16 protein-coding genes and 1 tRNA gene are annotated in these 20,416 nt (G+C 65.8%); 2 read left to right on the plus strand and 15 right to left on the minus strand.

Going from position 1 to position 20,416, the window contains the following annotated elements; genetic code table 11:
- The first annotated feature begins 74 nt into the window (after window positions 1–74).
- A complete protein-coding gene (locus DWG18_RS06085; RefSeq protein ID WP_115646312.1) occupies window positions 75–1,871 on the plus strand; it encodes a DUF1800 domain-containing protein in 1,797 nt (598 codons plus the stop codon).
- Window positions 1,872–1,881: 10 nt separating this feature from the next.
- Complete coding sequence (locus tag DWG18_RS06090; RefSeq protein ID WP_115648063.1) at window positions 1,882–3,339, plus strand: DUF1501 domain-containing protein; 1,458 nt, start codon at window positions 1,882–1,884, stop codon at window positions 3,337–3,339.
- Between the two features lie 162 nt (window positions 3,340–3,501).
- Here DWG18_RS06090 and pnp read toward each other — a convergent pair whose 3' ends face one another.
- The 15 genes from pnp to nuoH all read right to left on the minus strand — a co-directional run bounded on the left by pnp (window position 3,502) and on the right by nuoH (window position 20,414).
- A complete protein-coding gene (gene pnp / locus DWG18_RS06095) occupies window positions 3,502–5,610 on the minus strand; it encodes a polyribonucleotide nucleotidyltransferase (protein WP_115646314.1) in 2,109 nt (702 codons plus the stop codon).
- 115 nt (window positions 5,611–5,725) lie between these two features.
- The gene (gene rpsO, locus DWG18_RS06100; RefSeq protein ID WP_027082997.1) at window positions 5,726–5,986 is read right to left on the minus strand and encodes a 30S ribosomal protein S15; all 261 of its coding nucleotides are present in this window, start codon (window positions 5,984–5,986) and stop codon (window positions 5,726–5,728) included.
- 161 nt (window positions 5,987–6,147) lie between these two features.
- The gene (gene truB / locus DWG18_RS06105; RefSeq protein ID WP_255417411.1) at window positions 6,148–7,140 is read right to left on the minus strand and encodes a tRNA pseudouridine(55) synthase TruB; all 993 of its coding nucleotides are present in this window, start codon (window positions 7,138–7,140) and stop codon (window positions 6,148–6,150) included.
- A 10-nt stretch (window positions 7,141–7,150) separates the two neighbouring features.
- The gene (gene rbfA, locus DWG18_RS06110) at window positions 7,151–7,540 is read right to left on the minus strand and encodes a 30S ribosome-binding factor RbfA (RefSeq protein WP_115646316.1); all 390 of its coding nucleotides are present in this window, start codon (window positions 7,538–7,540) and stop codon (window positions 7,151–7,153) included.
- Between the two features lie 3 nt (window positions 7,541–7,543).
- Complete coding sequence (gene infB, locus DWG18_RS06115; protein WP_115646318.1) at window positions 7,544–10,132, minus strand: translation initiation factor IF-2; 2,589 nt, start codon at window positions 10,130–10,132, stop codon at window positions 7,544–7,546.
- Between the two features lie 121 nt (window positions 10,133–10,253).
- Window positions 10,254–11,765 (minus strand): transcription termination factor NusA, encoded by a 1,512-nt coding sequence (gene nusA, locus DWG18_RS06120; RefSeq protein ID WP_115646320.1) that lies wholly within the window; start codon window positions 11,763–11,765, stop codon window positions 10,254–10,256.
- 5 nt (window positions 11,766–11,770) lie between these two features.
- Entirely contained in the window at window positions 11,771–12,376 is a 606-nt protein-coding gene (gene rimP, locus DWG18_RS06125) for a ribosome maturation factor RimP (protein WP_115646322.1), read from the minus strand.
- A 162-nt stretch (window positions 12,377–12,538) separates the two neighbouring features.
- A tRNA-Met gene (locus DWG18_RS06130) sits at window positions 12,539–12,615 on the minus strand.
- A 79-nt stretch (window positions 12,616–12,694) separates the two neighbouring features.
- Window positions 12,695–14,149 (minus strand): NADH-quinone oxidoreductase subunit NuoN, encoded by a 1,455-nt coding sequence (nuoN, locus tag DWG18_RS06135; RefSeq protein WP_162823895.1) that lies wholly within the window; start codon window positions 14,147–14,149, stop codon window positions 12,695–12,697.
- A 10-nt stretch (window positions 14,150–14,159) separates the two neighbouring features.
- A complete protein-coding gene (locus DWG18_RS06140; RefSeq protein ID WP_115646324.1) occupies window positions 14,160–15,674 on the minus strand; it encodes an NADH-quinone oxidoreductase subunit M in 1,515 nt (504 codons plus the stop codon).
- 31 nt (window positions 15,675–15,705) lie between these two features.
- Window positions 15,706–17,862: an NADH-quinone oxidoreductase subunit L gene (gene nuoL / locus DWG18_RS06145; RefSeq protein WP_115648066.1), complete on the minus strand. Its 2,157-nt coding sequence runs from the start codon at window positions 17,860–17,862 to the stop codon at window positions 15,706–15,708.
- Window positions 17,863–17,875: 13 nt separating this feature from the next.
- Window positions 17,876–18,190: an NADH-quinone oxidoreductase subunit NuoK gene (gene nuoK / locus DWG18_RS06150; RefSeq protein ID WP_115646325.1), complete on the minus strand. Its 315-nt coding sequence runs from the start codon at window positions 18,188–18,190 to the stop codon at window positions 17,876–17,878.
- A gap of 8 nt (window positions 18,191–18,198) precedes the next feature.
- Entirely contained in the window at window positions 18,199–18,840 is a 642-nt protein-coding gene (locus DWG18_RS06155; protein WP_115646327.1) for an NADH-quinone oxidoreductase subunit J, read from the minus strand.
- 7 nt (window positions 18,841–18,847) lie between these two features.
- Window positions 18,848–19,336 carry an NADH-quinone oxidoreductase subunit NuoI gene (gene nuoI, locus DWG18_RS06160; protein ID WP_115646329.1) on the minus strand — a complete coding sequence of 163 codons (489 nt, stop codon included), beginning with the start codon at window positions 19,334–19,336 and terminating at the stop codon, window positions 18,848–18,850.
- 16 nt (window positions 19,337–19,352) lie between these two features.
- Window positions 19,353–20,414 (minus strand): NADH-quinone oxidoreductase subunit NuoH, encoded by a 1,062-nt coding sequence (nuoH, locus tag DWG18_RS06165; RefSeq protein WP_115646331.1) that lies wholly within the window; start codon window positions 20,412–20,414, stop codon window positions 19,353–19,355.
- Window positions 20,415–20,416: the final 2 nt, after the last annotated feature.

Raw genomic sequence — 20,416 nt, forward strand, 5'->3', positions numbered from 1 at the left:
TGACGGCGCACCCGGTTCGGCATGTCACTGATTTCTATAGTCCCCCGCACTGGAGGGGGATCCAGGGACAGGACATGAAGCGATCGAACTACCCGATGCGGGCCAACCGCGTCGCCCGCCGCGGTGCCTTCTGGACAGTGACGCGCCGCCCCTCCGTACAGGGCCCGACGCTTGCGCAGAAGTACGGCGACGGCCAGCGCATCCGCAGCCAGCCCTTCATCCGCAGCGTCAGCCCGGACGTTGGTGAGGCTGCGTCCCAGCTGCCCGCCGACGTGCTCACCCTCGCCCGTGCGCCGTTCGCGGTGCGCATGCTGCGCAACCTGAGCTTCGGGCCGACCAAGGCCGCGATCGCCGAGTTCCAGGGCCTCGGCTCGACCGACGTACAGCGCCTCGCGAACTGGGTCGACTGGCAGCTCGATTACACGTCGATCGACGACAGCGCGGTCGACGCACGCTTGTCGCGCGGTGGCTACGTCGCGCTGGGCAAGTCGCTCACGCAGCTGTGGACGGACCACGTCGCGCCGAACCCCGCCTGGGAAGTGCGCATGTTGCCCGCGCTCGAGATGCAACGTGCGGCGTTCGTGCGCGCGACCTACTCGCGTCGCCAGCTGCTCGAGATGACGGTGGATTTCTGGCACGACCACTTCAGCGTCTACGGCTACGACTATTCCGCCGGCCCCGTGTTTCCGAGCTTCGATCGCGACGTCATCCGCAAGAACGCGTTCGGCAACTTCCGCACGATGCTCGAGGACGTGGCGAAGCATCCGTCGATGCTCTACTTCCTCGACAACTACTCGAACACCAAGGCGGGCCAAAACGAGAACTGGGCGCGCGAACTAATGGAGCTGCACACGCTCGGCACCGAACACTACTACGGCTTCCAGGATCCCTCGACGCTGCCGCGCGATCCTGCCGATTCGACGTATCCCGCGGGTTACACCGACATCGACGTCTACGAAGTCGCCGCCGCGTTCACCGGCTGGACACTGCGGGACGGCAACTGGCAGTACCCGAATGAGAACGACGGCAGCTTCGTCTATCGCGCCGCGTGGCACGACACGAATCCAAAGACGATCCTCGGTAAGCAGTACTTCCCCGAACAGCCGGACATGAAGGACGGCCGCGACGTCCTCGACCGCCTCGCGTCGCATCCGGCCGTCGCTCGCCACATCTGCGCGAAAATCATTCGTCGCTTCATCAACGACGTGCCGTCGCAGTCGCTGATCTGGAGCGCGGCGCAGGTGTTCCGCGACAACTGGCAGGCGCCCGACCAGCTGACCAGGGTGCTGCGCCACATCCTCAACTCCACGGGGATGTACAACGCGTGGGGCAACAAGACGCGCAAGCCGTTCACCGCGATCGTCGCGGCGATGCGTGCCGGTGGTTCCGACTGGACGCTCGCGACCACCGGCGATCGCAGCAACGAGTTCGCGTGGCGCTTCGGGTTCACCGGCCACACGCCGTTCGGCTGGCCGGCGCCGAACGGCTATCCGGACATCACCGCGCCGTGGTCGGGCTCGAACAGCTACGGCCAGACGTGGCGCATGCTCGACTGGCTGACCGACACCACCGACGGTAGTTTCCCGCTGATCCCAGTGCTTGCGAATACGCGCGCGGACGTCGCGGCGGGATCGTGGACCGCGAACAACCTCGTCGACTACTGGTGCAACCGGTTGCTCGGTTACATCCTGGATGCGACGCGCCGCCAGGTGCTGGCGAAGTTCCTCGCGCAGAACGGTGACCCGGCGACATACGTGATCACCGACACCGAGGCGTGGTCGGGCACCGATCTCAAGAAGCACTACAACCAGTCGCGGCTCAAGAGCATGGTCTCGATGATTCTGCTCTCGCCCGAATTCCTGAGCCGCTGAGGGCGACGTCATGTACACGACACGATTCACCCGTCGCCAGTTCCTCAAGGGCGTTTGCGCGACCGCCGCAGCCACGGCGATCGGCCCGAAGCTCATGTTCGGCAACGACGCGCACGCAGCCGGCGCCGACGGCGATGTCGTGGTCATGCTGTTCCTGCGCGGCGCGATGGACGGCCTCAACTTCGTCGTGCCATTGGGCAGCAGCGATCGCACGTACTACGAGGCGGTGCGCCCGAATCTCAACATCGCGGCCAGCGGCACGTATGGCGCGTTGCCGCTGACATACGCGGACGGCAGCGGCAGCGACTTCGGCCTGCATCCGTCAGCGACCGGCTTGCGTGATCTATGGAACGCGGGACGCGTCGCCATCGTCCATGCCGCTGGCCTGACGAACTCCGCGTCGCGCAGCCACTTCGATGCGCAGATGGCGATCGAACAGGGCGTCGCCCGCGGGCTCAACACGGGTTGGATGGCACGTGCGGTATCGACACAGGCGGGCGTCGCGAACGCGAGCATGGCCGCGCTGGCCTGCATGCCGCGCGAGCCCGTGTCGCTCAACGGCACGACGCGCGCGATCACGATGGACAGCCCGTCCGACTTCCAGCTCAACCTCGGCAACTGGGCTTGGATGAAGACGCGCTCGGATTCGCCTGCGGGCCTCGTCGGCATGCAGGAGACGCTAAAGCAGCTGTGGAGCGGGCAGACGGCGCTGGAGTGCAACGGCGCGCTGGCCGAGACCGCGTTGCGCGTCGTCGGGGCGCAACCCTATGCCGCGGTGCCTGCAGGCTGGCCCACGACGCAGATCGCGCAGGAACTCTGGACCGTAGCGCAGTCGATCAAGTTCGGCATCGGCCTGCGCTATGCGGCCGTCGATCTCGGCGGCTGGGACACGCATGACGCACAGGGCACGGCGGGCTCCGGCTACCACTACTACCAGAACAAGATCGCCGAACTCTCGCAGGCGCTGTCGGCGTTCCAAGCCGAGCTGGAAGCGAACGGCAACACGGGACGCGTCACGACGATCGTGATGTCCGAATTCGGACGCCGCATGCGCCAGAACGCCGCGGGCGGCACGGACCACGGCTATGGCAATCCGATGCTGGTGATGGGTGGCGCGGTGAACGGCCGACGACTGTACGGCCAGTGGCCCGGCCTCACGGGCACGGTGATCGCCGCAGCGAACGGTGATCTACCGGTGACGACCGACTATCGCCGAGTCGTCTCGGAAATCCTCATCCGTCGCATGGGCAACAACAACCTGTCGACGATCTTCCCCGGCTATTCGGGCTACACCCCGCTCGGGATCATGCAGGGCGCCGACATGACCGCCGCGATGGCTCCGATGAGGGCGAGTTCCTCTGCGATGGCGGCAACACCGCAGCAGAGCGAACAGGACATCGCGATCGAACAGGCGCTGCGTGCACGTGGTGGTTCGGTGCGCGACCAGATCCTACGCCGCATGCTCTGATCGTTCGAAGCCGGACATGAGAAGAGCGGGCATTGCCCGCTCTTTTCGTTTGCGCCGCTTTCGCGACCTCCTGGGTACCTGTCCGCGACTTTGGTTCACCGCCAGACAAAGAAAAAGCGGGCCGAAGCCCGCCTCTTCCGAATCCAGCAACGACCGCCGCGCTTACGCCGCCGGCGTGCCCTCGCCTTCCTCGACGGCCTTCATCGACAGGCGGATGCGGCCCTGCTTGTCGACTTCCAGCACCTTGACCTTCACCACGTCGCCTTCCTTCAGCTTGTCCGAGACCTTCTCGACGCGCTCATTGGAGATCTGCGACACGTGCACGAGGCCGTCCTTGCCCGGCAGGATCGTGACGAACGCGCCGAAGTCCATGATCTTGGCGACCTTGCCTTCGTAGATGCGGCCCGGCTCGACGTCCGAGACGATCTGGTCGATGCGCGCCTTCGCGGCCTGCGCGGCAGCGGCGTTGACCGAAGCGATGACGATGGTGCCGTCGTCCTGGATGTCGATCTGCGTGCCGGTTTCCTTGGTGATCGACTGGATCGTCGCGCCACCCTTGCCGATCACTTCGCGGATCTTGTCCGGGTGGATCTTCATGGTGAGCAGGCGCGGCGCGTACTCGGAAAGCTCCGTGCGCGCGGTGGTGATCGCCTTCGCCATCTCGCCGAGGATGTGCAGACGGCCCTGCTTCGCCTGGGCGAGCGCGACCTTCATGATCTCTTCGGTGATGCCCTGGATCTTGATGTCCATCTGCAGGGCGGTGATGCCTTCCGACGTACCGGCGACCTTGAAGTCCATGTCGCCGAGGTGATCCTCGTCACCGAGGATGTCGGACAGGACGGCGAAATCGTCGCCTTCCTTGATCAGGCCCATCGCGATGCCCGCGACCGGCGCCTTGATCGGCACGCCCGCGTCCATCAGGGCCAGCGACGAACCGCAGACCGACGCCATCGACGACGAACCGTTCGACTCGGTGATCTCGGACACGACGCGGATCGTGTACGGGAACTCTTCCATCGTCGGCATCACGGCGAGGATGCCGCGCTTGGCGAGGCGACCGTGGCCGATCTCGCGACGCTTCGGGCCCATCATGCGGCCGGTCTCGCCCACCGAGTACGGCGGGAAGTTGTAGTGGAACAGGAAGTGTTCCTTGTACTCGCCCGAGACGGCGTCGATGATCTGGCCATCACGCGCGGTGCCGAGCGTCGCGACCACGAGCGCCTGCGTCTCGCCGCGCGTGAAGAGCGCCGAGCCGTGGGTACGCGGCAGCACGCCGATCTTGCTGTCGATCGCGCGAACCGTCGTCAGATCACGCCCGTCGATGCGCTTGCGGGTGCGGAGCACCGACTGACGCATCGTCTGGTATTCCTGCTCGCCAAATTCCTTGGACAGGTCGGCCGGGTTCCAGCCGTTGGCCTCGGTATGCGGCTGCAGCATCTCGAGCGCGGCCTTCTTCAGCGTCTGGATCGACGTGCGACGCTCGGCCTTGTTGACGACCTGGTATGCGGCGCCGAGGCGATCACCGATCGCGTTGCGCAGCGCATCGATCATCGACTCGTTCTTGGCCGGCGCTTCCCAGTTCCACGACTGCGTGCCGGCTTCGGCGACGAGCTCGTTAATCGCGTTGATCGCAACCTGCTGCGCCTGGTGACCGAACATCACGGCGCCGAGCATCACGTCTTCCGACAGCACGTCAGCTTCGGACTCGACCATCAGCACGGCGTCCTTGGTGCCGGCGACGACGAGCTCGAGCTGCGATTCCTTCAGCTGCGACGCCGTCGGGTTCAGCACGTACTGACCGTTGATGTAGCCGACCTTGGCCGCGCCGATCGGGCCCTGGAAGGGCGCGCCGGTAAGCGCGAGCGCGGCGGACGCGCCCAGCAGCGCCGGGATGTCGCCGTCGATTTCCGGATTGAGCGAGACCACCGTGGCGATGATCTGGACTTCGTTCTTGAACTCTTCCGGGAAGAGCGGACGGATCGGACGATCGATCAGTCGCGACGTCAGCGTTTCCTTCTCCGTCGCGCGGCCTTCGCGCTTGAAGAAGCCGCCCGGGATGCGGCCACCGGCGTAGAACTTTTCCTGGTAGTCGACGGTGAGCGGGAAGAAGTCCTGGCCTTCACGTGCCGTCTTGGCCGCAACGGCCGCAACGAGCACCACGGTGTCGTCCATCTTCACGATGACGGCGCCGCCCGCCTGGCGGGCAATTTCGCCAGTCTCGAGCGTGACCTGATGGGCGCCGTACTGGAAGGTCTTGGTAATTTTCGCCACGTTGTGTAATTCCTTGAATCGCTTGGTTTCGTCCGGAGCCCCTGCCCCGGCCGGTACATCTTCGTATCCAAAAACGAAACCGCGGCGCATCACTGCGCCGCGGTCGGTATCTCTCTTAGCGGCGCAGACCGAGCTTCTCGATCAGGGCCTTGTAGCGCTCGTTGTCCTTGCGCTTCAGGTAGTCGAGCAGGCTGCGACGGCGGTTGACCATCTGCAGCAGGCCACGACGCGAATGGTGATCCTGCTTGTGGATCTTGAAGTGGCCGGTCAGCTGCTCGATGCGTGCCGTGAGCAGGGCGACCTGCACTTCCGGCGAGCCCGTGTCGTTCGTGCCGCGGGCGTGCTCGCCAATGACCTTGGAGGTATCGATGGACATCGTTTTTCCTTGAGACGCGGAACCTGCAGACACGCTCGGCGACGGAACTACCGCGCCGACGCACCGCCTGGTCCGTCGGGTGAAAAGAAGGGGTGCCCGAAAAGGGCGCGCGTATTGTAGCCGCGGGGGTCCACCCCAACAAGGCGAATCGCACTCCGCCGCTAAGCGGCCGGGGTCGACGCCCAGCTGAAAAGCCGCTGCGGACGAAGCCGTCCGCCGTCGATCGTCGCCAGACCCAGCACGCGCCCGGCGTGATCCCCCACGACCACGAGATCGGCATCGCCGTGGCTCGCCGCGCTGGACGCGCCGGACGCATCGGCACCGAGGCGCGCCCCGGTCGGAATGGCCGCTTCCCCGGGCATTTCGACCGACTGCCCGTAGCCGAAGCGGCGCGCGGTATCAGCGTCCAGATCGACGCGCGCGCGGTGCGCGAGGCCGGCCTCGATCGAGATCAGGCAGCTGTCGAGCGCGTTCTCACCCTCTGGAGCGCGCGTCCGTATCTCCTCGAGGGTCCACATGCGTGGCGTGCGGAACGGATCGACCCAGAGCCGCCGCAGCGTCGTCACATGCGCGCCGCAGCCGAGCGCCTCGCCGAGGTCGCGCACGAGGCTGCGTATATAGGTCCCCGAGCCGCATTCGACAGCCAGTCGCAGATCGTCGCCTTCACGCCCGACCATCTGGAACGACGCCACTTCGACGTCGCGTTCGGGCGCCTCCACCGCTTCACCGCGCCGCGCACGGGCGTACAGCGGTTCGCCGCCCTGCTTAAGCGCCGAATAGATCGGCGCGCGCTGGCGGATGCGGCCACGCAACGGCGTGATCGCGGCGTCGATCGTCGCGTCGTCGATGACCGGAACAGGACGTTCGCGCAGCACGGCGCCATCGGCATCGTCGGTATCGGTGGTGGCGCCGAGGCGCGCGACGGTCTCGTACGCCTTGTGCGCACCGAGCAGCAGGCCGGCGATCTTCGTCGCTTCGCCGAAGCAGACCGGCAGCAGGCCGGTCGCCAGCGGATCCAGGCTGCCGGTGTGGCCGGCCTTCTCCGCGCGGAACAGATGACGGACGCGCTGCAGCGCCTGGTTGGAACTCATGCCCGACGGCTTGTCGAGCAGCAGGATGCCGTCGAGACGACGGAAACGCGTCTTGCCGTTCACGGAACCTCGCTCAGGCGTCGCGCGATGCGTTCGCGTCGTCGTCGGCGTCCTGGATCGGCGGATTGGCGTGCAGCAATTGTTCAATGCGCTCGCCGCGATCGAACGAGGCGTCGTAATGGAAATGCAGTTCCGGCACGTGCCGTAGCTTCATCGCTCGGGCAAGTTCGTAGCGGATCTGCTTCGCCGCCTCTTTGAGGCCTTTCAGCGCCTCTTCGGCACGCTCCGGCTGCAGCGCGGTGACGAAGACCTTGGCGTGCGCCATGTCGCGCGTGACTTCGACGTCGGACACGCTCACCGAAGGAAGTCCCAGCTCGCGCACAGCCTCGTGCACGAGCGTGCCCAGCTCACGGCGGAGCTGGGCGGAAACGCGATCGGTGCGATGGAAGCTCTTGGACGGCATGGGTCAGAGCGTCCGCTGGACCTCGATGCGCTCGAAGCATTCGATCTGGTCGCCCGGCTTGATGTCGTTGTACGCCTTTACGCCGATACCGCATTCGGTGCCCTGACGCACTTCGTCCACGTTCTCCTTGAAGCGACGCAGCGACTCGAGCTCGCCTTCGAAGATGACCGTCTGCTGGCGCAGCACGCGGATCGGCTTGCTGCGCTTCACCACGCCCTCGACGACCATGCAGCCCGCGACCGCGCCGAACTTCGACGAACGGAACACGTCGCGCACTTCGGCGGTACCGATGATCTCCTCGCGGATCTCCTTGCCGAGCACGCCCGACGCGATCTGCTTCACCTGGTCGATGACGTCGTAGATGATCGAGAAGTAACGCAGGTCGACGCCCTGGTTCTCGATGACCTTGCGCGCCGACGCATCGGCACGGACGTTGAAGCCGATGATCGTCGCCTTCGACGTCGCCGCCAGCTGTGCGTCGGACTCGGTGATACCGCCCACGCCCGAACCGATCACATTGATGCGGATCTGGTCGTTGGATAGGCCGGTCAGCGAGTCGCGCAGCGCCTGCACGGAACCCTGCACGTCCGCCTTGACCACGAGGTTGAGCGACAGCTGGCCGGCGCCCTCGCCCATCTGCGCGAGGATGTCTTCCATGCGGTTGCCCGGCTGCGCGACGAGGCGATGCTCGCGACGCTTGGCGTCACGCTGTTGCGCGACGTCCTTCGCCAAGCGCTCGTCGTCGACGACGACCAGGTCGTCGCCCGCATCCGGCACGCCCGACAGACCGAGCACCTGCACCGGAATCGACGGGCCCGCCTTGTCGACCTGCTTGCCGTTCTCGTCGAACAGCGCACGCACGCGGCCGTACTGCACGCCGCAGACCACGTAGTCGCCCTTCTGCAACTCGCCCGACTGCACGAGCAGCGTGGCGACCGGGCCGCGGCCCTTGTCCAGCGACGACTCGATAACGACGCCGGTCGCACGACCGGTCGGCACTGCACGCAACTCGAGCACTTCAGCCTGCAGGCTCAGCGAGTCGAGCAGGTCATCGACGCCCGCGCCGGTCTTCGCCGACAGCTCGACCATCTGCGTATCGCCGCCGAATTCTTCCGCGACGATGTCGTGCGCGAGCAGTTCGTTCTTGACGCGGCTCGGGTCGGCGTCGGACTTGTCGATCTTGTTGATCGCGACCACCAGCGGAACGCCCGCAGACTTCGCGTGCTGGATCGCTTCGATCGTCTGCGGCATGACGCCGTCGTCGGCCGCGACCACCAGGACCACGATGTCGGTCAGCTTCGCCCCGCGGGCACGCATCGCCGAGAACGCGGCGTGGCCCGGCGTATCGAGGAAGCTGATGACGCCCTTCGGCGTTTCGACGTGGTACGCGCCAATGTGCTGCGTGATGCCGCCGGCTTCGCCCGACGCGACCTTCGTGCGACGGATGTAGTCCAGCAGCGACGTCTTGCCGTGGTCGACGTGGCCCATGATCGTGACGACCGGCGGACGCGGCGTCTTCTCGCCCTGCGTCTCCTCGACGTGCGCGATCAGCAGCTCCTCGGCCGAGTTCTCGGACGCGCGAACAGCCGTGTGGCCCAGCTCCTCGGTCACGAGCACCGCGGTGTCGTGGTCGATGGCCTGGTTGATGGTCGCCATCACGCCCATCTTGAAGAGCGCCTTGACGACATCGCCGCCCTTGAGCGCGAGCTTCTGCGCGAGTTCGGCGACGGTGACCGTCTCGCCGATCGCCACTTCACGCCGCACCGGTGCGGTCGGGCGCTGGAAGCCGGTACCGGTACGGCTCTGGTCCGGCTGGCGACGCTGCGGCCTGCCACCCGGCTTGCCGCGTCCACCCGCGCCACGGCGCGCGCGGTCGGCGGCGCTGAGGTGCATCTGACCGGCAAAGCGGCTGGCGCGGTCGTCGTCCTCGACGCCCGCGACCATCGCGTGCGAGCCGCGGGTCTTGTGGGCAGGCGCATGCGCCGGGGCGCGCGCCGGTTCGGCCGCACGCGGCGCCGGGCGGCCATGACCGCCGGTCGGACGGCGCGTTTCCGTCTCCACCTCGGCTGCCGCCTGCTTCTCGCGCTCGGCTTCAAGGCGAGCGCGCTCGGCGGCCTCCGTCTCGAGACGCGCGCGCTCGATTTCCTCTGCGCGGCGACGGTCCGACTCGGCCAGACGCTGCTGCTCGTCGAGGTTGCGCTGACGCGACTCCTCGAGCTTGCGCAGGATCTCGGCGCGCTCGTCGGTTTCACCGCCCGCAGAAGCCGCACCCACTTCCGGGCGCACCAGCGTGACTTTCTTGCGGACGACGACGTCGACCGTCTGCTTCGCCTTGCCGCCGCCCACAGTGATTTCCTGCTTGCGGCTGCGGTTGAGCGTGATCTTCTTGGCCGCGTCGGCCTCGGCGCCCGCACCGTCGCTCTTGCCGTGCGCACGCTTGAGGAAGCCGAGCAGCTTCACCTTCTCCATGCTGGTCACGACCTGATCAGGGCCGCTGAACTTCATGCCGGCTTCCGCCAGCTGTTCCAGCAGCTTCTCGACCGGTGTGTTGACCAGTTCGGCGAGCTTGCGAATCGTGGTTTGCTGCGACATTCGGTTTCCGTTTCTCGTTGCGCGGCCGAAGCCGGGCGTATCCGTTGAATTCTAGCCCGGGCATCCCGCAGCCCCGTCACCGGGGCGGCCGCCGGGCCGGTGCCGGCGGCCTGTCAGCCGCTTACTCGCCGCGTTCCAGACGGGCGATCTCCTCGGCACGAGCGGCGAGGATCAGCGCCGCGGCGCGCTCCTCGTCCAGACCCTCGATGCCGAATTCCGCCACCTCGTCGGCGCCCAGCTCGGACAGGTCCTCGCTGGTGCGGATGCCGTTCGCGGCGAGCGCGTGGGCCGTGGCCTCGTCCATGCCTTCGAGCGCGAGCAGGTCGTCGGCAGGCATCTGCCCCTCCAGCGACTCCTCTTCAGCCAGCGCATCGTTGAGCAGCGAGTCGCGTGCACGCGAACGCAGTTCCTCGACGATGTCCTCGTCGAAGCCTTCGATCGCCAGCAGCTCGCCGACCGGCACGTAGGCGATTTCCTCGACGGTGTTGAAGCCTTCCGTCACTAGGATGGCCGCGATTTCCTCGTCGACTTCGAGCTTGTCCTGGAACAGCTGGCGCGACGCGGCCTGTTCGGCCTCGCTCTTGGCCTGCACCTGGTCGGCGGTCATGACGTTGAGCTGCCAGCCGGTCAGGCGGCTGGCGAGGCGCACGTTCTGGCCACCCTTGCCGATCGCCTGCGCGAGGCGCTCTTCGGCGACGGCGAGATCCATCGAATGCTTGTCCTCGTCGACGACGATCGACTGCACTTCCGCCGGCGCCATCGCGTTGATGACGAACTGCGCCGGATTGTCCGACCACAGGATGATGTCGACGCGCTCGCCGTTGAGCTCGTTGCTCACGGCCTGCACGCGCGAACCGCGCATGCCGATACAGGCGCCGATCGGATCGGTACGGTTGTCGTGCGCGAGCACCGCGATCTTCGCGCGGTCGCCCGGATCACGCGCGCAGGCGCGGATCGTGACGAGGCCCTGGCCGACTTCCGGCACTTCGAGCTTGAACAGCTCCATCATGAATTCGGGTGCGGCGCGGCTGATGAAGATCTGCGGGCCACGCGGCTCCGGGCGCACGTCGTACAGGAAGCCGCGCACGCGGTCGCCGGTGCGCAGCACGTCGCGCGGGATGCCCTTGTCCTTCGGGATGATCGCTTCCGCGTTGCCACCGAGGTCGACATAGATATTGCCGCGCTCGACGCGCTTGACGATGCCCGTCACCAGCTCGCCGATGCGATCCTTCCATGCATCGATGACCTGCTGACGCTCGGCCTCGCGCACCTTCTGTACGATGACCTGCTTCGCAGCCTGCGCGGCGATGCGGCCGAACTCGGCGTTCTCGACCTGCTCCTCGATGAAGTCGCCGACTTCGACACCTTCGACTTCGTCGACGGCATCCATCAGGCGGATCTGGCGATCCGGCGACTCCATGACGACGTCATCGGCCACGACTTCCATGCGGCGGAACGTCTCGTAGCTGCCGTCCTTCCGGTCGATCGTGACGCGCACCAGCACGTCCTCGTCGTGGTACCGCTTCTTCGCGGCCGACGCGAGCGCGGCTTCGATCGCTTCGAAAATGACGTCGCGCGGGACGCCCTTCTCGTTGGCGACCGCGTCCACGACCATCAGAAGTTCCTTGCTCATTTCGATTACTCCGCCTCGGACGGGTTCGAACCCGCCGGCTTAGGTTGGGTGTTCTTCTTCGGCGCCTTGGCAGCCTTGCCACGGCCCTTCGATTCCTTCTGCGGCGCGTAGCCCAGGGCGACCCAATCGGGCACCAGGCGCGCCTTTTCGACGTTGCCGATCGCGATATCGATCGCCAGCGGCTGACCGCCGATGCCCTCGACCTCCATACGCACGACGTCGCCTTCGACGGCGACGATGCGGCCCTGCAAGCGACGGCGCCCATCCTGCGGCAGCTTCAGCGTGACCTTGGCTTCCTCGCCCACGAAGCGCGCGAATTGCGGCGCGGTGAACAAGGGGCGATCGACGCCGGGCGACGACACTTCCAGCGTGTAGTGCACGCTGATCGGATCCTCGACGTCGAGCTGCGCCGACACTTCGCGGCTCACGCTCTCGCAGTCCTCGATGCCCACCATGCGACCGTTCGCGGCATCGGCTTCCGGCACGTCGATGTAAAGGCGCAGCACCGCGCTGCCCGGGGCGGGCAGGTATTCGACGCCGACCAGCTCAAGGCCCAGGGCCTCGACCGTCGGTGCGAGAAGTCCGGTGATCTGTGTGGCTTTGTCCGCCATGCGCTCTACTCCGCTCCGGGCGGCATTGCCGCGTCCGAAAACAACAAGGGGCCCATTGGGCCCCTTGTCCGGTGCTGCTGGATGTCGGTCGATCGCGTGGAGCCGCGATCGTCGAGCCCAAGCATTGTTTCGTCGGCGAACCGCGTTGCCTTCGAATCAATGTGGTAGCGGGGGCAGGATTTGAACCTGCGACCTTCGGGTTATGAGCCCGACGAGCTGCCAGACTGCTCCACCCCGCATCAGGCCGACGATTGTATGGGTGTCACGTAATTCGCGCAAGCCTGAATCGCGCGTCTTCTACGGCCATTCGGCGAACGCTCAGGCGAAGGCGCGCTGGCACCACGCCATCACGGGGCTCCACGCAAGGCCGAGGCCCAGCAGGCCGAGGGCATTGACCGCGAAGATGATGCGAAGCGGGCGCGCTGCGACGACCGGTTGTGCATCGCCGTCCGCCGGGTCGAAGTACATGGCCTTGACCACGCGCAGGTAGTAGAACGCGCCGATCACCGCGAACACCACGCCGACGATCGCGAGCCACATCATCCCGCCGTCGAGTGCTGCACGCAGCACCGCCAGCTTGGCCCAGAAGCCGAGGAACGGCGGCAGGCCGGCCAAAGAGGCCATCACGCACAGCACGAAGCCGGCAAGCCATGGATGACGCGCGTTGAGGCCTTTGTAGTCGTCGATCTGGTCGGCCTCGAAGCCACGCGCCGACATGACGACGATCGTGCCGAAGGCCGCGACCGCCATCAGCGCATAGCTGATCGCGTAGAACATCGCCGCCGAGAAGCCCTGCGCACCGCCGCCCGCGATACCCATGAACAGGAAGCCGACGTGCGACACCGTCGAGTAGGCCAGCATGCGCTTGAGGTTGTTCTGCACCATCGCGCCGAGGTTGCCGATGGCGAGCGAGGCAACGGCGATCACCGCGAACAGAAGGCGCCACTTTTCGTCCAGACCGCCCGCGCCGACCTCGAACAGGCGATACGCCATGCCAAACGACGCAAGCTTCGGCGCGGAACCGACAAACTGCGTGATCGGGGTCGGCGCACCGGTGTAGACGTCTGGCAGCCACATGTGGAACGGCGCGCCGCCGAACTTGAATGCGACGCCACCGAGCATGAAGACCACGCCCGTCACCAGCATCGTCCCACCCTGCCCCTGCGCGACCGCATCCGCGATGCGCGTCAGGTCGAGCGTGCCCGTCGCGCCGTAGACCAGCGACATGCCGTACAGCAGCAGACCCGAAGCCAGCGAGCCGAGCACGAAGTACTTGATCGCCGCCTCCGATGCCAGCGGGCTGTCGCGATCGATCGCGACCAGCGCGTACGAGCACAGTGCCAGCATCTCGAGGCCGAGATAGATCATCACGAGGCTGCCGGCCGACACGAGCAGCATCATGCCGAGCGTCGCGAACAGCACCAGCACCGCGACTTCACCGCGATAGAGCTCGCGTGCGCGCAGGAACGGCCACAGATAGAGCATCGACAGTGCAGACGTCACCAGCACGGCGACCTTGAGCACGTCCGCCGCGACGTCGCGCACGAACATGCCGCCGAGGAACGTGCCGTGGTCGCCGACGCCGCCGGCGACCATCGCCGCGACAGCGACCAGCGCGACGACGGCGAGCGTGTGCGTCACGATGCGGCGGCGCTCATCGAGGAACAGGTCGAGCATCAGAAGGACGAAGGCGGCGCCCGCCAGCACCATCTCCGGGATGAGCGGCATCAGGTCGGCGGCGGTGGGCATCGGGGCGATCATGGGCGGCGGTATTCCGTCGGCATTACAGCTTGGACGACTCGATCTGCTTGGCGAGCTGCGCGATCGAAGGCTGCATCAGGTCGGTGAGCGGCTTGGGCCAGATGCCGAGCACGAGGACGCCGACGGCGAACGCGCCCAGCACGAAGCCTTCGCGCTTGTTGATGTCGGTGAGCTCGGCGACGTGCGCATTGCCCACCTCGCCCCACACCACGCGCTTGACCAGCCAGAGCGTGTAGGCCGCGCCGATGATGAGGGTGAACGCGCCACCGAACGCCAGCAGCGGGTGCTTCTGGAAGCTCGCGACGATGACCATGAATTCGCCAACGAAGCCCGACGTGCCCGGCAGGCCGGCGTTCGCCATCGCGAACAGCACCATGAAGCTGGCGAACCATGGCATGACGTTCGCGACACCGCCGTAATCCTTGATCATGCGGCTGTGCATGCGGTCGTACAGCACGCCGACGCAGCTGAACATCGCGCCCGACACGAAGCCGTGGCTGATCATCTGCACCATCGCGCCCTGCAGGCCGAGTTCCGCGCCGGTCGCGTTTCCGTTCTCGCGCACGAGGCTCAGCGCGATGAACGTGCCGATGGTGACGAAGCCCATGTGCGAGATCGACGAATACGCGATCAGCTTCTTCATGTCGTCCTGCGCCAGGGCGACGAGGCCGACATACACCACCGCGATCACGCTCAGCGCCAGCGGCAACCAGGCCCACGCCCAGCTCGCGTCCGGAACGATCGGCAGCGCGAAGCGCAGGAAGCCGTATCCGCCGATCTTCAGCATGATCGCCGCCAGCACGACGGAACCCGCCGTCGGCGCTTCGACGTGCGCGTCCGGCAACCACGTGTGCACCGGGAACATCGGCACTTTCACCGCGAACGCGATGAAGAACGCGAAGAACAACCAGGTCTGTTCCTTCATGGTCAGCGGCAGCGCGTACATGTCCGCGAGCTGCCAGCTACCGCCCTTGAGGTACAGGTAGATCAGCCCGACCAGCATGAACAGCGAGCCGAGGAACGTGTACAGGAAGAACTTGATCGACGCGTAGATGCGGCGCGGGCCGCCCCACACACCGATGATCAGAAACATCGGAATCAACATGCCTTCGAAGAAGACATAGAAGAGCATCGAGTCCAGCGCGGCGAACACGCCGATCATCAGGCCTTCGAGGATCAGGAACGCGGCGTAGTACTGGCTCACGCGTTCGTCGACCGAACCCCATGCGCCGATCAGCACCAGCACGGACGTGAACGTCGTGAGTGCGATCAGCGCTGCGGAGATGCCGTCGGTGCCGAGGTGGTACTGGATGTCGTAGGCGGCGATCCAGACGCGCGCTTCCTCGAACTGCATGCCGGGATTCGAGAAATCGAAACCGGTGAACAGCGGCACGGTGAGCGCAAGCACGACGACCGAGCTCGCGACGGCGAACCAGCGGGCCGCGTTCGGACGCGCGTTGCCGAAGGCGAGCGTGATGAAGCCGGCCAGGATCGGCAGCCAGATGAGGAGGCTCAGCAAGGGGAAGGTCCCGTTCAAGGGCTCGGGGCTCACGTCGCGATCCCTCGGGTCAGTGCCAGCCGCGGATGAGGTAGGCCAGAAGCAGAATCAGGCCGACGATCATCGCGAACGCGTAGTGGTAGAGGTAGCCGGACTGCAGTCGGCGCGTGACGCGCGCGACCACATCGACCAGTCGGGCGCTGCCGTTAACGACGACGCCATCGATCACTGTCGAATCGAACAGACGCGACACGCGACCGAGGCCGATGCCGCCGCCGGCGAAGCCGTCGATCCAGAGGTTGTCGAAGCCGTACTTGTTCTCGAGCACGCGCACCGGCCACGAGAACATGCGGCGTGCACGATCGGCGAGTTCGGGCTTCCACCAGTACATGACGGTGGCGAGCAGGAATCCCGCGAGCGTCAGCCAGAACGCCGGCGCCAGGAATCCATGCAACGCCAGTGCGACGGGGCCGTGCCAGTCCGCCTTGCCGATCTCCGCCATCGTGTCGCGTGCGGCCTGCAGGTCGATCGCGCCCATGAAGAACGGGAACTGCTTCACGTGGCCGGTCCAGTCCGTACCGAACAGCATGGGACCCGCGGTGAAGAACCCGATCAGCGCCGACGGAATCGCGAGCAAGATCAGCGGGACGGTGACGACCCACGGCGACTCGTGCGGCTCAACCGGGCCGTGGTGGCCATGACCGTGATCGTCGTGATGACCGTGGTCGTCGTCATGCAGCGGCTCGTGCAGCGTCTGCGAACCCTCGGCATGCGCGTCGACGTTGTGGTGCGCGTCCGACGGCGACGCGTCGCGGAAACGCTCCTTGCCGTGGAACGTCATGTACAGCAGGCGGAAGCTGTAGAACGACGTCACGAAGGCGCCGAGCAGCACGCACCAGTACGCATACTTCGGGATCAGCCCTTCGCGATGTTCGGCCGCGAACTTGGCCGCCTCGATGATCATGTCCTTCGAGTAGAAGCCGCTGAAGAACGGCGTCGCCACCAGCGCGAGCGTGCCGATCAGGCTGGTCCAGTAGGTGATCGGCATGTACTTGCGCAGGCCACCCATCTTCCGCATGTCCTGCTCGTGGTGCATGCCGATGATCACGGAGCCCGCGGCGAGGAACAGCAGCGCCTTGAAGAACGCGTGCGTCATCAGGTGGTACACGGCGGTCGAGTATGCGGAGACACCGAGCGCCACCGTCATGTAACCGAGCTGCGACAGCGTCGAGTACGCGACGACGCGCTTGATGTCGTACTGCACCATGCCGATCAGGCCGGTGAAGAATGCCGTCGTCGCGCCAATGAAGAGCACGAAGTTCAGCGCCGTCTGGCTCATCTCGAACAGCGGCGACATGCGCGCCACCATGAAGATGCCGGCGGTCACCATCGTCGCCGCGTGGATCAGCGCCGAGATCGGCGTCGGGCCTTCCATCGAATCGGGCAGCCATACGTGCAGCGGCACCTGCGCCGACTTGCCCATCGCGCCAATGAACAGGCAGATGCAGGCGACGGTCATGATCGACCACGACCACATGCCCGAGGTCGCGCCCGGATGGTTGAACAGGTCGCCCAGCAGATGGCCCGTGGCGATGGGCGCGCGCGCGAACACGGTGCCGTAGTCGAGCGAGCCGAACGCGAACAGGACCAGCGCGATGCCCAGCAGGAAGCCGAAGTCGCCGACGCGGTTGACGAGGAACGCCTTGAGGTTCGCGAACACCGCGGTCGGCTTCTTGAACCAGAAGCCGATCAGCAGGTAAGAGACCAGGCCCACCGCTTCCCAGCCGAAGAACAGCTGCAGGAAGTTGTTGCTCATGACCAGCATGAGCATGGAGAAAGTGAACAGCGAGATGTAGCTGAAGAATCGCTGGTAGCCCGGATCTTCCTCCATGTAGCCAATCGTGTAGATGTGCACGAGCAGCGACACGAAGGTGACGACGACCATCATCATCGCGGTCAGGCGGTCGACCATGAAGCCGACGTTCGCCTGCAGGCCACCGATGTCGAACCACGTGTACAGGTTCTCGTTGAACGGCGGCGCACCGTGATGCACCAGCGTCCACAGCACGCCTATCGACAGCACGCAGCTGGTCGCGACACCGAGAATCGTCACCCAGTGCGCGCCGGCGCGGCCGATCTTCCGGCCGAACAGGCCGGCGACGATCGAGCCGATCAGCGGCGCGAGGACGATCGCGACGAGGATGGACTTGGAGAGGGCGTGTTCCACACCGGGCATCGGATCAACCCTTCAGCGAATCGACTTCGGCGACGTTGATCGTGCGCCGGTTGCGGAACAGCGTGACGAGGATCGCCAGGCCGATGGCGGCTTCGGCCGCTGCGACGGTCAGGATGAAGAAGACGAACACCTGACCCGACGCATCGCCGAGTTGCCGGGAGAACCCGACGAAATTCACGTTCACCGACAGCAGCATCAGCTCGATCGACATCAGGAGCACGATGATGTTGCGGCGGTTGAGGAAGATGCCGGCGACAGCGATGCAGAACAGCACCGCGCCGAGCGCGAGGTAGTGACCGAGCGTGATGCCCTGCGCCATCAACGGATTCATGCGTCACCTCCGGGGGGCTCTGCCGGCGTCGCTTGCGTCGGGCGCACCGCGTCCATGCGCACCATGCGCACGCGATCGGTCGCACGAACACTCGCCTGCCAAGCGGGATCCTGCGTGCGCACGCCGCCGCGGGGACGCAGAGTCAGCATGACCGCCGCTACGACCGCGATGGTCAGGATCACCGCAGCGACCTCGAACGGGAGCAGGAAATCGGTGAACAGGGTGCGGGCCAGCCACACGGTGTTGGGCACATCCGTACCCGCGGCAGCGTTGGCGGGCAAGCCGGACGCCATATGCGCGCGGACGCCGATCAGCGTGAAGATCTCGACCAGCATGACGACCGCGACGACCAGGCCGACCGGCAGGAAGCGCACGAAATGCTTGCGCAATGGCTCGACGTCGATGTCGAGCATCATCACCACGAACATGAAGAGCACCATCACCGCGCCGACGTAGACGAGGATCAGCGCGATGCCGAGGAACTCGGCGCCGGCGACGATCCACGTGCAGGCCACGGAGAAGAACGTCAACACCAGGCACAGCACGGCATGCACCGGGTTGCGCATCGTGATGACGGCACCCGCGGCGACGGTGGCCGTGGCTGCGAAGAGAAGGAAAGCGATCTGCGCGAAGTCCATGGCGGCCTCAGCGGTAAGCGGCGTCGGCGGCGCGACGTTCGGCGAGCTCGCTCTCGAGCCGGTCACCGATCGCCAGCAGCTGCGGCTTGGTCACGACGTTCTGGCCGCGCGTGTCGAAGTGGTACTCGAGCACGTGCGTCTCGACGATCGAGTCCACCGGGCACGACTCCTCGCAGAAGCCGCAGAAGATGCACTTGAACAGGTCGATGTCGTAGCGCGTCGTGCGGCGGGTGCCGTCGGCGCGCTTCTCGGAATCGATCGTGATCGCCAGCGCCGGGCACACCGCCTCGCACAGCTTGCACGCGATGCAGCGCTCTTCGCCGTTGGCATAGCGACGCAGCGCATGGATGCCGCGGAAGCGGTTCGACTGCGGCATCTTCTCCATCGGGTACATGACCGTGTACTTCGGCTTGAAGAGGTACTTCAGCGTCAGCCACAGGCCCTGCATCAGCTCGAGGAGCAGCAGGCTCTTGAAGTAGGACGTGATGCGATTCATGGGATCCGGGCGTCCGTCACTTGTAGGGCACGAAGACGCCGTAATAGGCCATCAGCGCGGTCACGCAGATCCACGCGATGGTCAACGGGATGAAGACCTTCCAGCCGAGTCGCATGATCTGGTCGTAGCGGTAGCGCGGAAACGACGCGCGGAACCAGATGAAGGCGCTGGCGAAGAAGAACACCTTGATCAGCAACCACCACCAGCCATCCACCGACAGGAACGGGATGCCGAGACCCTGGAACGGACTGAGCCAGCCGCCGAGGAAGAAGATCGCCGTCAGGAAGCTGACGAGGATCATGTTCGCGTATTCGGCAAGGAAGAACAGCGCGAACTGCGAACCCGAGTACTCGACCATGTGGCCGGCGACGATTTCCGATTCGCCCTCCACGACGTCGAACGGCGCGCGGTTGGTTTCAGCCACGCCCGAGATGAAGTAGACGACGAACAGCGGCATCAGCGGCCACATGAACCACTCGAACAGACCCGCGTTACCGGACTGAGCGCGCACGATCTCCGAAAGGTTGAGGCTGCCCGCTGCGATCAACACGCCGACGAGCGCGAAACCCATCGCGATCTCGTACGACACCACCTGCGCGGCGGAACGCATCGCGCCAAGGAACGCGTACTTCGAGTTCGATGCCCAGCCCGCGAGGATGATGCCGTACACGCCGAGCGAGGTCATCGCGAGCAGATACAGCAGGCCCGCATTGACGTCGGCCAGAACCAGCTTCGCGTCGAAAGGCACTACCGCCCACGCCGCGAAAGCCGGTGCAAGGCCGATCAGCGGCGCGAGCACGTACAGCACCTTGTCGGCGCGCACGGGTTGGATGACTTCCTTGAACAGGAGCTTGAAGACGTCCGCGAACGCCTGCAGCACGCCCATGCCGACGTACATCGGACCGCGGCGCACGTGCATCCAGCCGATGAGCTTGCGCTCCCAGACGACATAGAACGCGACCGAGATGATCACCGGCATGGCGATCAACAGGATCTTCAGGACGATCCACGCGACGGTTCCAGCGGGACCGAGCCCGTCGAACCAGCCATGCACCGCGTCAATGCGCTCGTGCAACATCC

The sequence above is a fragment of the Lysobacter sp. TY2-98 genome (assembly GCF_003367355.1).
In the GTDB taxonomy this organism is placed as follows: Bacteria; Pseudomonadota; Gammaproteobacteria; order Xanthomonadales; family Xanthomonadaceae; genus Cognatilysobacter.